This is a genomic window from Rhodococcus sp. TAF43, assembly GCF_052113525.1.
GTDB lineage: Bacteria > Actinomycetota > Actinomycetes > Mycobacteriales > Mycobacteriaceae > Prescottella.
The window spans coordinates 53,667-67,373 of the sequence record NZ_JBFRDL010000007.1; the positions used below are offsets into that span (position 1 = coordinate 53,667).

Genomic DNA, 13,707 nt, shown 5'->3' on the forward strand with positions numbered 1-13,707 from the left:
GGTCTGCCCGGCTATCGACTCGGCCGGCGGCACGTCACGGTGGCGACCGCGCACACGCGTCCGTCCGCGTCGGTGCTCGTCACCCGGGCGACCGCGACCGCGCGACCGGCACGGATCACCTCCGCAGTGAAGACGAGGTCGGCGTCGACGGGAGAAGGCCGGAAGAAGTTGATCCGCAGCGATGCGGTGTGCATCGGCGTATCCGGTGCGCTGACGGCGGCATTGCCGATCAGATCGATCGCGCAGGCCTGGATCCCGCCGTGCATCACGCCGAGCTTGTTGGCCAGGGCCTGGTTCGGCGGCACGATCAGCCGCGGATGCTCACCGTCGCGCTCGATCCGGCCACCGATCCGGACGAGCGGCGCGACCGACGCGGCCGGCACCGAGGCGGCCGTTGCGAGGGGGCGGACCACCGTCGCGCTGCGATCGGTGCCCGCGTCCACGAAGTTTCCCCACGCGGTGCCGGTCGCGATCAACGTGCCGGCGCTGTCGCGGATCTCCGTCGAGCTGGTGCCACCGTCCGCCGTCACGGCCACGACCCGGCCGTCGGCGTGCAGTTCGGGCCCGTGCCACCCGGTGGGTGTGACGAAATCCACTGACAGGTCCGCGGTCACCAGTCCGCTGCGTTCGCCGCGCCGGTCCCACAGCRTGAATCCGAGGATGTCGTCGACGAGAATGCCCAGCGTGGCGGTGGGGGAGGCGGCCCAGGAGTCGAGCCCTTCGATGTCCATCGTGAGCCGGTTGAACCCGTCCAGGCGCTGCGGCGGACGCATCCGGAACAACCTCTGGGGAGTGACGGACACGCCTTCTTCCAGCACGTTCGCAACGCTCATGAGCCGAGGCTAACGAACGTCGGGTGGTCCTCACGTCAGCGGCCACGAGGATGCGGTTAGCATCACAGGTCAGAGGACGACAATCGTCCCATTTGTTTGCCCGATTGTTTTGCCCGATTGGAAGACCGGTCGCCATGAGCGATCGCACGTGAGAGTGAGAGGGAGCCGCCCCGTGTCACCAGCTTCAGAGGCCGAGGACGCCGCGCGCGCCTACTCGGAGTGGCAGCAGGCCGTGGCCGGCGTGCTCGCCAAGTCCCGTCGAGTGGACGCCGCCGAGCTGGGCCCGGAACCGCAGAAGCTTCTCGAGACGACCACCTACGACGGTGTGACGATCTCGCCGTTGTACACCGGACGTGACGAGCTTCCCGAGTCGCCGCTGCCCGGACAATTCCCGTTCGTCCGTGGCACCGATGCCAGCCGCGACGTCAACGCCGGCTGGTTGGTCAGTGCCCAGTTCGGTCAGGACACGCAGAACGCCGCCGAGGTCAACCGCGCGATCCTCGACGGCCTCGAGAACGGCGTCAGCGCCGTGCGGCTGTCGCTCGGCGGCCAGAACCTTCCCGTCGCCGCGCTCGACCTCGCGCTCACCGGTGTGCTGCTGGATCTGGCGCCGCTCACGCTGGACGCCGGTGCCGTCACCGCCGCCGCGGCACAGCAGCTCTTCGCCCTGCTCGACCAGCGCGCCACCGCCGGTGACGGTGTCACCGACCGCGCCCAGGTGCGGGCCGGTCTCGGTGCGTCACCGCTGACGGACGCGTTCACCGGCGCCGCGGGCGTCGAGCTGTCGGATGCCGTCTCGCTCGCCGAGACCGCGGCCGGCCGCGACGAGTCGATCCGCGCGATCACCGTCGACGGCACCGCATTCCACAACGCCGGTGCGAGTGACGCCGAGGAGCTCGGTGCGGCCGTCGCGGCCGGCGTCGAGTACCTGCGGGCGCTCACCAACGCGGGTCTGACGATCTCGGCGGCCCTGGGCCAGCTCGAGTTCCGCCTGGCCGCCACCGACGACCAGTTCCAGACCATCGCGAAGTTCCGCGCCGGCCGCCAGGTGTGGGCCCGCGTCGCGCAGGTGTGCGGTGCCTCCGAGTTCGGTGGCGCGGTGCAGCACGCGGTCACCTCCGCCGCGATGATGGCGCAGCGCGATCCGTGGGTGAACATGCTCCGCACGACGCTCGCCGCGTTCGGTGCCGGTGTCGGCGGCGCCGACTCCGTGACCGTGCTGCCCTTCGACGTTGCACTGCCCGCGGGTGCCGCAGGCGTGTCGAAGTCGTTCTCGGCGCGCATCGCCCGCAACACCCAGCTGCTGCTGCTCGAGGAGTCGCACCTGGGGCGCGTGCTCGATCCCGGCGCCGGTTCTTGGTACGTCGAGGACCTCACCGAGGAGATCGCGGCCAAGGCGTGGGAGTTCTTCCAGCAGATCGAGACCGTCGGCGGCTACTCCGCGGCGATCGGCTCCGGCGTGATCGGTGACCGCATCGCCGCCACCAAGGCTGCCCGCGACTCCGACATCGCGCACCGCAAGACCGCCGTCACCGGTGTCAACGAGTTCCCGAACCTCGCTGAGGCCCCGCTGCCGGCGGGCGCTGCCGAGGCCGGTGCCACGGTGGCCCGCTACGCCGCGGCGTTCGAGTCGCTGCGCGATCGTTCCGATGCGTTCCTCGCGGCGAACGGCGCACGGCCTCAGGTGTTCCTGGCGCCGCTGGGGCCCGTCTCCGAGCACAACGGACGGTCCACGTTCGCATCCAACCTCCTGGCCTCCGGTGGTATCGAGGCGATCAACCCGGGTCCGCTGGACGCCGGAGACGGCAGCATCGCACCGGCGGTGAAGGAGTCCGGAGCCCGCATCGCGGTGCTGTGCGGCACCGACAAGCGCTACGCGGAGCAGGGCGCGGCGGCCGTGGCCGCACTGCGGGAGGCCGGCATCGAGCAGGTGCTGCTGGCCGGTCCCGAGAAGATCTTCGCTGACGTCGAGGGCGCTCAGCGTCCCGACGGATTCCTTACCGCTCGCATCGATGCAGTGACGGCGCTGTCCGGCCTGCTCGACGCAATCGGCGGCGACAACAAGTGACTGGGAGCATCGAAGTGACAACGAACGAGGTGCAGCACGTCATCGGCAGTTTCGCCGACGTCGCGCTGACGGACCCGCAGTTCCCGAAGCCGGCTGCACCCACCTCCGAGCAGACCGAGGCGCTCATCGAGAACCTCGCGACGGCGAACAACTACACCCCCGAGCAGGTGGTGTGGTCGACGCCCGAGGGCATCGACGTCAAGCCGGTCTACACCAAGGCCGACCGGGACGCCGCCGAGGCCGACGGCTACCCGCTGGGCAGCTACCCGGGTGCGGCCCCGTTCCTGCGCGGCCCCTACCCGACGATGTACGTCAACCAGCCGTGGACCATCCGCCAGTACGCCGGCTTCTCCACCGCCGCCGAGTCGAACGCGTTCTACCGCCGCAACCTCGCGTCCGGTCAGAAGGGCCTGTCGGTCGCTTTCGACCTCGCGACGCACCGCGGCTACGACTCCGATCACCCGCGCGTGCAGGGTGACGTCGGCATGGCCGGTGTGGCGATCGACTCGATCCTCGACATGCGTCAGCTGTTCGACGGCATCGACCTGTCGCAGGTGTCGGTGTCGATGACCATGAACGGCGCGGTGCTGCCGATCCTGGCGCTGTACGTCGTGGCGGCCGAGGAGCAGGGTGTCGCTCCCGAGCAGCTGGCCGGAACCATTCAGAACGACATTCTGAAGGAGTTCATGGTCCGCAACACCTACATCTACCCGCCGAAGCCGTCGATGCGGATCATCTCCGACATCTTCGCGTACACGTCGGCGAAGATGCCGAAGTTCAACTCGATCTCCATCTCGGGCTACCACATCCAGGAGGCCGGTGCGACCGCCGACCTGGAGCTGGCCTACACGCTCGCCGACGGCATCGAGTACATCCGCGCCGGTCTCGACGCGGGCATGGACATCGACAAGTTCGCGCCGCGCCTGTCGTTCTTCTGGGCGATCGGCATGAACTTCTTCATGGAGGTCGCCAAGCTCCGCGCCGGGCGTCTGCTGTGGGCCGAGCTGGTCGAGAAGTTCGCTCCGAAGAACGCCAAGTCGTTGTCGCTGCGTACCCACTCGCAGACCTCCGGCTGGTCGCTCACCGCGCAGGACGTGTTCAACAACGTCGGCCGCACGTGTGTCGAGGCGATGGCCGCGACGCAGGGCCACACCCAGTCGCTCCACACCAACGCGCTCGACGAGGCGATCGCGCTGCCGACCGACTTCTCGGCCCGCATCGCCCGCAACACGCAGCTGCTGATCCAGCAGGAGTCGAACACGGTCCGTCCGATCGACCCGTGGGGTGGCTCGCACTACGTCGAGTGGCTCACCAACGAACTCGCGAACCGGGCCCGCGCCCACATCGCCGAGGTCGAGGAGGCCGGCGGCATGGCGCAGGCCATCGGTGAGGGCATCCCGAAGCTCCGCATCGAGGAGGCCGCGGCCCGCACCCAGGCCCGCATCGACTCCGGCCGGCAGCCGCTGGTCGGCGTCAACAAGTACGTGCCGGACGAGCCGGACAGCATCGAGGTCCTCAAGGTCGACAACACCAAGGTGCGTGCCGAGCAGATCGCCAAGCTGCAGCAGCTGCGCGCCGAGCGTGACGAGGCCGCCACCCAGGCGGCTCTCGCGGAGCTCACCCGCGCCGCGGCGTCCACCGAGGGCGGCATGGAGAACAACCTGCTCGCTCTCGCCATCGACGCCGCCCGCGCCAAGGCGACCGGCGGCGAGATCTCCGACGCGCTCGAGAAGGTGTACGGGCGCCACCAGGCCGAGATCCGGACCATCAGCGGTGTGTACCGGGACGAGGCCGGAAAGGTGAGCAACATCTCGAACGCAATCGAACTGGTCGAGAAGTTCGCCGAGGACGAGGGACGTCGTCCCCGCATCCTCGTCGCGAAGATGGGCCAGGACGGCCACGACCGCGGCCAGAAGGTCATCTCCACGGGCTTCGCCGACCTCGGCTTCGACGTCGACGTGGGACCGCTGTTCCAGACCCCCGAGGAGGTCGCCCAGCAGGCGGCCGACGCCGACGTCCACATCGTCGGTGTGTCCTCCCTCGCCGCCGGTCACCTCACGCTGGTGCCGGCGCTGCGGGAGGCCCTCGCTGCGGTGGGTCGCCCCGACATCATGGTCGTCGTCGGCGGCGTCATCCCGCCGGGCGACTTCGAGGAGCTGTACCAGGCCGGTGCCGCGGCGATCTTCCCGCCCGGCACGGTCCTGGCGGATGCGGCCATCGGTCTGTTGCAGAAGTTGTCGGAGCAGTTGGGACACGATCCGATTGCCGCCGACTAGCCGTCCGCCGCTCGATCTGGCTGCGCTCGGTGACGCGGTCCTGGAGGGCCGGCGAAGTGATGTGTCCAAGGCCATCACCCTCGTCGAGTCCACCCGGGCCGATCACCGGGAGCAGGCGCAGCAGTTGCTGCTGGGCCTGCTCCCGCACGCCGGAAGCGCGATCCGGGTAGGCATCACGGGTGTTCCCGGTGTCGGCAAGTCGACGACCATCGAAGCGCTCGGGATGCACCTGATCTCGTTGGGGCACAAGGTCGCCGTCCTCGCGGTCGACCCGTCCTCGACGCGCACCGGCGGCTCGATCCTCGGCGACAAGACCCGGATGCAGAACCTGTCGGTGGAGCCGAACGCGTTCATCCGGCCGTCCCCGACATCGGGCACCCTCGGCGGTGTCGCGAAGGCGACCCGCGAGACGATGGTTCTGCTCGAGGCGGCCGGCTACGACGTGATTCTCGTCGAGACGGTCGGTGTCGGGCAGTCGGAGGTGACGGTCGCGAACATGGTCGACACGTTCACGTTCCTCACCCTCGCCCGGACCGGTGACCAGTTGCAGGGCATCAAGAAGGGTGTCCTCGAGCTCGCCGACATCGTCACCGTCAACAAGGCCGACGGCAAGCACGAGACCGAGGCGCGGGTCGCGGCTCGCGAACTGGCCGGTGCACTCCGGTTGATCTATCCGCACGACGCGTTGTGGAAGCCGCCGGTGCTGACGATGAGTGCGCTCGAGAACATCGGCGTCGACAAGTTCTGGGACGAGGTGCTCCGGCACCGCCAGGTGCTCGGCGACGCCGGTGAACTCGAGCGTAAGCGGCATCAGCAGCAGGTGGACTGGACGTGGTCGATGGTGCACGACCAGCTGTTGCGCCGACTCGACTCGAACGCGCGGGTGAAGAAGATTCGTGGCGACGTCGAGGACCAGGTTCGTGAGGGGTCGCTCACCGCGGCTCTCGCTGCGCACCGGATCCTCGAGGCATTCGACGGCGCCGAGTAACGCTGTCCCGCAGTCGGAACCACGACGAGGGCTCCACACCGTCCGACGGTGTGGAGCCCTCGTCGTTTCCGTCTCACATGTCGGTGGTCAGCCGTACCCGTCCCTCGGAATCGATACTCCAGCCAGGGTTGTGGCAGATCTCCCAGATCACGCCGTTGGGGTCGGCGAAGTGTCCGTGATAGCCGCCGAACGCCGCGCGCTGCGGGTGTTTGATCAACGACGCTCCCGCGCGGACCGCCGCGGCGACCAGTGCATCGACCGCTTCCGGTCCGGCGACGTTGTGCGAGAACGTGATCCCCGATGTGGCGACGTGGGTACCGGGCCGGCCGATGTCCTCACGGAACTTCTCCGCGTCGAACAGTCCCAGGACCATCCCCGGCGCGGTCTGGAAGAAGATGATCTCCCCAGGCACGTCCAACAGCGGTTCCCACCCGAGTCCGCCGCAGTAGAACGCGCGCGCCGCGTCGAGGTCGGGCGTCGCGAGGGTGACGAAGTGGATGTGTTGTTCCATGTCCCGGAGTGTCGCACCGATACGTGTGATCCGCACGGGCCCCGCATCGCCGATCACGATGCGGGGCCCGGGCGGTGTGTGAATTGATTCAGACGTCGACGGACGGATCCGCTGTTGCCGTGACTGCTTCGGCCGGGGGTGTCCACCGCGCGACGCGGACCTCGGCGAGTTCGGCCGCGTCCTGGGTGGTCGCGATGCTCGGCAGCAGGTATCCCCACATCTCGTCGATGCGTTGCTCGATGTCTCTGCGGCGTGCCAGGACCTGGGATACGAGTTGGACGCCGGTGAACGACCCGATCATGAAGCGGGCCAGCGTGGGAGGATCGACGGTCCCGCGGATCTCACCCCGGGCGATGCCCGACTCGATGAGTTTCTGCGCGCTCGCGATCCAATCGATGTATGGCTGGGCCGGGGCGTCCGCAGTTCCGCTGAACTCGAGTGTCAGCCGCGTGCCCGCGCGGACGATCGGATCGTGCACTATCTGCCGGGCCATCTCGTGACACAGCATCACGAGTTGTCGCAGTGAGCCCGCACCGGTGTTTGCGATCGCATCGACCGTGTCGATCGACGTTCGATGGTGCTCCTCTATGACGACCCTCGCGAGTTCGTCCTTGGACCGGAAGTGGAAGTAGAGCGCACCCTTGGTGGTTCCCGCCCCGTCGACGATGTCGCCGAGGCTCGCTCCTTCGAATCCTGACTGCTCGAACATTCGAGCCGCTCCGGTGATGATCTGTTGCCGTGTTGCCACAGCGCGTGCCTGTCTTACCACGTGAACCGCCTTTTCCCGACTTGACGATCCGGTCGAGCGCACGGTCGCTGTGCGGACTGGACGCTCTTCCAGATCGACGAAACCGTACCAGTGTCGAGCTACCGGTCGGTTCGGTTCCCCGGGGGTGTCACGGTGCGTGCGAAGGCGGCGAGACGGAGGATCAAGTCGTCGAGAAATGCGTCCGCGTCGGTTTCCCAGGTGATCGCCGCGTTGGGAGACCTTCCCCACAATCCGTGCCAGTCGGCGACGGTCTGCCCGCGGGTGATCCGCCCCTCGGTTTCCACGTCCACCGTGGCGGCGCGATAGCGGGCGATCGTGGGATCGAGCGCGACGGCGGCGGCGAACGGATCGTGCATGTGCGCGATGAAACCCTGTCCGTGGTCGCGGTGGAACTGGAAGTAGAAGCGCACCGCGTCAGACAGGTGTCGCACGATCGGATTCGACGTCGTGGACCGGGCGTCCGGGGCGTCGTCGGAGCCGATGAGCTCGACCGGTGTGCTGTCGGCGAGCTCGGCCAGCCGACGCAGATGGTCGGGGCGTAGCTCGATCCGCTCGGTGACGTCGAGGCCGCAGACGATCGGGGCACGGTCCTCGGGCACCGACGAGAACGCCGCGAAGACCTCGGCGGCCGCCTCGGGGTCGACCGAGATGTTCCACTCCGCGACCGGCGTGGTGTTGCCCGGGTGCTGGAAGGCCCCACCCATCACGACCAGCCGCCGGAGCCGCTGGGGGAGTTCGGGATCGGCGCGGATCGCGAGCGCCAGATTGGTGAGGGGACCGGTCACGAGCCCGACCAGTTCGCCGGGATTCTCGCGGGTGAGTTCGATCCACGCCTGCGCGGCGGAACGCTCGGACAGGGCCCGAGTGGACGGCGGCAGGACCGCGTACCCGATGCCCTGCGGGCCGTGGGTGTCCTCGGTGGTGCGCAGCGGGATCTTCAGGGGGCCGTTGGCGCCGACCGCGACCTCGATGTCGGGGCGCCCGCACAGGTCCAGCCACGCCAGGTTGTTGGCCGCGACCTGCGCGGTCGGGACATTGCCGGCGGTCGACAGGACCGCGACGATGTCGGCGTCCTCCCGTGCCAGCAGATAGAGCAGCGCGACCGAGTCGTCGATCCCGGTGTCGACGTCGACGATCAGTCGGGTCGGCGGGGTCATCGCGAACCGGCCGTGACGGTTTCCCGGTGATGGACCGGGAAATTGACGGATCGGGCGATGAAGCAGTTCTCGGGGGCGACCACATGATCGCCTGTCCAGGTCACGTCGAGGACGTAGCTGTGTATGGTCACGTCCCCATTCTCGCGGAATCCGGTTGGATGCGAGACAAACTCGTGTCCGGCCGGATGCGGCCGCCTAGCATGACGGCGTGATTCCTCGGCAGCGTGCGGTGCGGTTCGTGTGGGTGGTATTCGGGTTGCTGGCGATCGTGCACCTGTCGGCGCAATTGGTCGACCGGGAGCGGGTCGCAGACGTCACCCAGTGGTTCCTGATGCCGGTGCTGGCGGGAGCGTTGTGGCTCGGGACGGGCGGGTCTGCCGCCCCCAGACGCAGTCGACTGGTCGTGCTGACCCTCGTCGCGCTGGGCTTCTCGTGGCTGGGCGACACCGCTCCCGATCTCGCCGACGGCGACCTCTCGTTCCTGCTGATGGTCGGATTCTTCCTGCTGGCACAGGTGGCCTACATCGCGGCGTTCGCGCCGTACGGGCGCGCGGAGGTGTGGGGTCGTCGCCGCTGGTCGACCGTCGGGTACCTCGTCGCGGTCGGGTTCCTGGTCCTGGCGTGCGCGCCCGGCGCCGGCCCGCTGCTGGTGCCGGCCCTGCTCTACGGCTCCGCGCTCGGTGCGATGGCCATCCTCGCTGCGGGGGTGAACCGGTTGGTCGCGGTCGGCGGCGCACTGTTCCTGGTGTCTGACGGCATGATCGCGCTGGGCGCGTTCGCGGACTGGTTTTCTCCGCCGGTCGAGGGGTTCTGGGTGATGCTCACCTACATCGCCGCGCAGGTGCTGATCGTGCTCGGCGTGCAGGCGGCGGACCGCGATCACCAGCGCGGTTCGTCGGCACCCCACGTTCTCGCCGGGAACGGGTAGTCGTCGAACCCGGCAAGGACCGGTCGTGCCGTGGTGATTCCGCCGTGGCTCACGACCGTGTCCGGTCCGGGAAGTTGGGCGGCCCGAGCGGCCTCCCGGCGTCCGGGGGCGTCGAGCAGCGATGAGGCGGTGCGCGCGAGGGAGACGTCGATGTCCCGTCCCGCGCCGTCGGCGAGGCGCCCGGTCAGGGCGTCGAGGACACCGGCGGCGAGCAGATACCCCGACGCGTGGTCGAGCACCTGCGCGGGCAGCGGGCCCGGTCGGCCGTCGCCCTCGATCAACGCGATGCCCGACGCTGCCTGGACGATGCTGTCGAATCCGCGACGCCCCGCCCACGGCCCGGCGTGCCCCCACGCGCAGACGCGGCCCCGGACCAGGCCCGGACGAACCTCCGAGAGGTCCCCGACGAGCGCCTCGATGGCGCCCGGCCGGTAACCGGTGAGCAGCACGTCTGCGCCCGACACCAGATCCCGAAAGGTTGCGAGCCCCTGAGGATTCCGCAGGTCGAGCAGCGCCGAGCGCTTCCCCTGCCCGTTCTCGAGATGCTGCCATTCGATCTCCGGCAGCTGCGGCGGATCGATCCGGAGGACGTCGGCGCCGAGCAGGGCCAGCGAGCGCGAGGCCACCGGGCCTGCGATGACGCGGGTCAGGTCGAGGACCCGGACCCCAGACAGCGGGGCGGACGGCGTTGCAGTCGGGGCGGCCGGGCCGTGATCGCGGCGGACTCGGACGCCCACCATATCGCCCGCGGCGGCGGCGATTCCGGGCTCCGACGACGCCCACTCCCGTTCGCTGCGCACGCGCACCGCGATCGCGCCGGCGGCCGCAGCGGTGTCCTCGATGTCGGTGGCCGACAGCTCCGCGACCCGGCGGGCGAAGCTCGCGCGAGTGGTGTCGTCCGGCAGTGCCAGCGCCGTGAGCAGGCGCGCCCGGTGATGCGGATAATTCGCGTGCGTGCGGACCCAGCCGTCGGCGGTCGCGAAGAATCCTGACAACTCGGCGAACCCCTCCACCGGCTGCCCGTCGCGGCGAAACATCCTGTCCCCGGAGAACGACGCTGCGATCCGGTCCGGAGCGGGTCGGTACGGCGACACCGGGAGCCCGACTGCGGCCCTCAGTCCGTCGGCCGCGGCGGCGAACCGGGACACCGCCAGGTGCGCCAGGTCGAGCGCGGGCAGCCGTGCGGACAGATACTCGTCCGAGTGGGTGGTCACTGTCGCGAGCGTACGGTCCGTGCCGAGCGTCGGCGCTGCGACCCGCGGCGCCGTCTCCCGGCAGCGGCGACTCCTGAGCCGCGTCCCAAGATTGCGGACCGTAGTTGTCCGTAATTGCTCGTAGCGTGGTTCTCATCGAGCTTCACCGACACGACCGAAGGGCGACAGACATGACCGGGAACTCCACGACCCCCACCGCCGGCGAGAAGGCCGACATCCTCGCGATGCTTGCGGACCAGCGCAACAGTCTGCTCATCACCGTCCGCGGCATCGACGACGAACAGGCCCGGGCGCGCAGCACTGTCAGCGATCTGACGCTCGGGGGCCTGATCAAGCACGTCTCGCGGATGGAGCGGAACTGGGTCCGGAACATCGTCGAACGGGACGAGACCGCGGAGTTCGACATGGAGGTCGCGATGGAGACATATTTCATGGCCGAGGGCGAGTCGATCTCCGGGTTGCTCGCCGAGTACCGGGCGGCGGTGGAGGAGACCGAGCGGGTGGTTGCGTCGCTCGACGACCTCGATCTGCAGGTGCCGTTGCCCACCGCTCCGTGGGCGCCGGAACGTCAGTGGTGGAGTGCCCGCCGCGTGCTGCTGCACATCCTGCGCGAGACCGCCCACCATTCGGGTCACGCGGACATCATCCGCGAGGCCCTCGACGGGGCGAACACCACGATGCAGATGGGGGCGGACGCCGGTATGGAGTTCTGACGGGAGAACGGGCACGCCGCGCGGGTGTGCCCGTTCATACTGGTCGAAACCCGGCCTCGAGACGAGGAGGACGACGGCCATGTGTCGACTGTTCGGACTGTCCGCGGCCCCACACCGCGTCATCGCCACCTTCTGGCTGCTCGACGCCGAGGACAGCCTCGCGGAGCAGAGCAGGCGCATGCCGGACGGTACCGGCCTCGGCACGTTCACCGCGGACGGTTTGCCTCGCGTCGAGAAGCAACCCCTCGCGGCGTACCGGGACCGGCAGTTCGCGCGCGAGGCGAGGGAGCGCGAGTCGGAGACGTTCGTCGCGCACGTGCGGTACGCCACGACCGGAGAGAACGACGCCGTCAACACGCACCCGTTCGAGCAGCAGGGACGACTGTTCGCGCACAACGGGGTGATCGAGGACCTGACCGAGCTCGAGGCCGAACTCGGTGACTACCGCGATCTCGTCAGGGGCGAGACCGACTCGGAGCGGTTCTTCGCGCTGATCACCCGGCGCATCGACGAGAACGGCGGTGACGTCGCGGCCGGCATCGCGGCGGCGACCGGGTGGATCGCCGACAACCTCCGGATGCTCGCGCTGAACTTCGTGCTCGCGACTGCGGACGAGTTGTGGGCGTTCCGGTACCCGGATGCGCACGACCTGCTGGTCCTGCGGCGCCGACCCGGCGGGTCCAGCGGGCGCCGACACCTCGAACAGGCCAGCACGGCCGGCACCGTCCGCGCCCGGTCCGGGGCCCTCGCGTCGCTGCCCGCGGTGGTGGTCGCCACCGAGCAGATGGACGAGGATCCGGACTGGGAGTCGCTGTGTCCGGGCGAGTTGCTTCACGTGGCGGCGGATCAGACGGTGACCAGGACCATGGTGCTCGACAGGCCGCCGCGACACCGGCTGGCCCTGTCGGACCTCACGGGCCGTGCGGCCGCGGCTCAGGCGCCGAGCGGCCCCTGAGCCTCAGGCGCGCTGCGCCCGAATGACCAATCCGGCGTCCCGCAGTCGCGTCACCAGCACGTCGCCCAGCGCCGTCGCCGGCGTCAACACACCGGACCTGTCCGGGAGGTCGTCGCGCTGCAACGCCAGCGCCAGGGCTGATTCGCCGAACATCACCGCCGTCGCCGCGTACCCGGGATCGCCCTCGGCGGCGACACGGGCCGTGTAACGAGCGCCCGTCGTCGTGTCGCCGTACAGATCGATCGTGAAGTGGCCGTTGCGCCGGGCCTTCTCGCTCGGCCCCTCGCCGGGCTTCGGCAGTACCCGATCCAGCAGCCACCGGGTCGGCGGAAACAGTAGCCCGGCCACGGCCGCGCCCATGCCGACCGCCACTGCGCCCGCGATCGCCCGTGACGCGAACGACGACCCGACGTTCATCACCTCGCGGTAGCGGAACTGCTTGCCGTACGCGTAATCGGCGAGGGCGTTGGTGCGGCGCACGACGCGGGTGTTGGCCGACGCCATGAAGAACGGTGCCTTCCAGCCCTCCAGCCCGGGCGCGATGTCCGACCCGCGGACGACCGCCATGTCGGACTGGCGACCGAGGTCCGGTTCGGCCGCGCGGTCCGGGCTCAGCGAATACGGCGCCGCGGCGATGCGCCGCAAGGTGGCGTCGCGTTTGACGACGTCGAGTTGGGTGCGGACCGAGTCGATCGTGCCGCCGCTGGCACCCCCGCTCATCGAGGTCACGACCAGCGTCGTGTCGGTCAACTCTCCGGCGCCGTCGGCCTCCACCTGACGATGCAGGACGTGGACGCCCAGGTCCGAGGGAATCGAGTCGAAGCCGCACGAGTGGACGATCCGCGCGCCGCTCGCGCGGGCGGTGTCGTGGTACAGGTCGATGCTGTCGCGCGCGAAGAGGGTCTCGCCGCTGAGGTCGGCATAGTCGGTGCCGGCCTCCGCGCAGGCCCGGACGAGCGGCAGACCGTACTTGGCGTACGGGCCGACCGTCGTCGCGACGACGTGCGTGGCGGCGGCGAGGGCGCGGAGAGAAGCGTCGTCACCGGCATCGGCCAGCAGCAGGGGCCACTCGGCAGCGGCCGGTCCCAGCTGGCGGCGAACCCGTTCGAGCCGGTCGATCGAGCGGCCGGCCAGCCCGATGCGGGTGCGGGCGGGCGCATGTTCGCTCAGGTACTCGGCCACCARCCTGCCGACGAAGCCGGTGGCTCCGTAGACGACGACGTCGAGATCGCGGGTTCGCGGGGCAGCTGTCATGCCGACGACCCTACTCGTGGGTAATGATTTGTGCGGCGTAC

Annotated in this window: 13 protein-coding genes; 6 read left to right on the plus strand and 7 right to left on the minus strand. The window is 69.5% G+C overall.

Features of this window, described 5'->3' with window-relative positions; genetic code table 11:
• Positions 1-11: 11 nt before the first annotated feature.
• A complete protein-coding gene (locus tag AB4Z09_RS07290) occupies positions 12-833 on the minus strand; it encodes a PaaI family thioesterase (RefSeq protein WP_442239444.1) in 822 nt (273 codons plus the stop codon).
• Between the two features lie 172 nt (positions 834-1,005).
• Between AB4Z09_RS07290 and mutA the strand changes: the two genes are divergently transcribed.
• From mutA to meaB, 3 genes are read left to right on the plus strand one after another with little or no spacing between them, the layout of a single operon-like run.
• Positions 1,006-2,901 carry a methylmalonyl-CoA mutase small subunit gene (gene mutA / locus AB4Z09_RS07295; protein WP_442239445.1) on the plus strand — a complete coding sequence of 632 codons (1,896 nt, stop codon included), beginning with the start codon at positions 1,006-1,008 and terminating at the stop codon, positions 2,899-2,901.
• 14 nt (positions 2,902-2,915) lie between these two features.
• Positions 2,916-5,177 (plus strand): methylmalonyl-CoA mutase, encoded by a 2,262-nt coding sequence (scpA, locus tag AB4Z09_RS07300; RefSeq protein WP_174910051.1) that lies wholly within the window; start codon positions 2,916-2,918, stop codon positions 5,175-5,177.
• Positions 5,164-6,165: a methylmalonyl Co-A mutase-associated GTPase MeaB gene (gene meaB / locus AB4Z09_RS07305; protein WP_254622918.1), complete on the plus strand. Its 1,002-nt coding sequence runs from the start codon at positions 5,164-5,166 to the stop codon at positions 6,163-6,165. Before scpA ends, meaB begins: the two co-directional genes overlap by 14 nt.
• Before the next feature lie 73 nt (positions 6,166-6,238).
• Here meaB and AB4Z09_RS07310 read toward each other — a convergent pair whose 3' ends face one another.
• From AB4Z09_RS07310 to AB4Z09_RS07325, 4 genes are all read right to left on the minus strand, one after another.
• On the minus strand, positions 6,239-6,676 hold the full coding sequence (locus tag AB4Z09_RS07310; protein WP_114723041.1) for a VOC family protein: 438 nt from the start codon (positions 6,674-6,676) through the stop codon (positions 6,239-6,241).
• Between the two features lie 88 nt (positions 6,677-6,764).
• The gene (locus AB4Z09_RS07315) at positions 6,765-7,445 is read right to left on the minus strand and encodes a ScbR family autoregulator-binding transcription factor (protein ID WP_174910055.1); all 681 of its coding nucleotides are present in this window, start codon (positions 7,443-7,445) and stop codon (positions 6,765-6,767) included.
• Between the two features lie 98 nt (positions 7,446-7,543).
• The gene (locus tag AB4Z09_RS07320) at positions 7,544-8,602 is read right to left on the minus strand and encodes a nucleoside hydrolase (RefSeq protein WP_174910057.1); all 1,059 of its coding nucleotides are present in this window, start codon (positions 8,600-8,602) and stop codon (positions 7,544-7,546) included.
• Complete coding sequence (locus tag AB4Z09_RS07325) at positions 8,599-8,733, minus strand: hypothetical protein (protein ID WP_302675485.1); 135 nt, start codon at positions 8,731-8,733, stop codon at positions 8,599-8,601. Before AB4Z09_RS07325 ends, AB4Z09_RS07320 begins: the two co-directional genes overlap by 4 nt.
• 77 nt (positions 8,734-8,810) lie before the next feature.
• Here AB4Z09_RS07325 and AB4Z09_RS07330 point away from each other — a divergent pair, with 77 nt between their 5' ends.
• The gene (locus AB4Z09_RS07330; RefSeq protein WP_442239446.1) at positions 8,811-9,530 is read left to right on the plus strand and encodes a lysoplasmalogenase; all 720 of its coding nucleotides are present in this window, start codon (positions 8,811-8,813) and stop codon (positions 9,528-9,530) included.
• On the opposite strand, the gene AB4Z09_RS07335 is transcribed toward AB4Z09_RS07330, so the two are convergent.
• Positions 9,482-10,744, minus strand: a complete 1,263-nt coding sequence (locus AB4Z09_RS07335; RefSeq protein WP_254622919.1) for a CoA transferase — start codon at positions 10,742-10,744, stop codon at positions 9,482-9,484. The two genes, AB4Z09_RS07330 and AB4Z09_RS07335, sit on opposite strands and share 49 nt — an antisense overlap.
• 170 nt (positions 10,745-10,914) lie before the next feature.
• Between AB4Z09_RS07335 and AB4Z09_RS07340 the strand changes: the two genes are divergently transcribed.
• Together AB4Z09_RS07340 and AB4Z09_RS07345 are read left to right on the plus strand one after the other, a co-directional pair.
• Entirely contained in the window at positions 10,915-11,457 is a 543-nt protein-coding gene (locus tag AB4Z09_RS07340) for a DinB family protein (protein ID WP_114723044.1), read from the plus strand.
• A 79-nt stretch (positions 11,458-11,536) separates the two neighbouring features.
• Positions 11,537-12,412, plus strand: coding sequence for a class II glutamine amidotransferase (locus tag AB4Z09_RS07345; RefSeq protein ID WP_114723045.1), 876 nt, complete (start codon positions 11,537-11,539; stop codon positions 12,410-12,412).
• Between the two features lie 3 nt (positions 12,413-12,415).
• On the opposite strand, the gene AB4Z09_RS07350 is transcribed toward AB4Z09_RS07345, so the two are convergent.
• The gene (locus AB4Z09_RS07350; RefSeq protein ID WP_174910061.1) at positions 12,416-13,666 is read right to left on the minus strand and encodes a saccharopine dehydrogenase family protein; all 1,251 of its coding nucleotides are present in this window, start codon (positions 13,664-13,666) and stop codon (positions 12,416-12,418) included.
• Positions 13,667-13,707 lie beyond the last annotated feature (41 nt).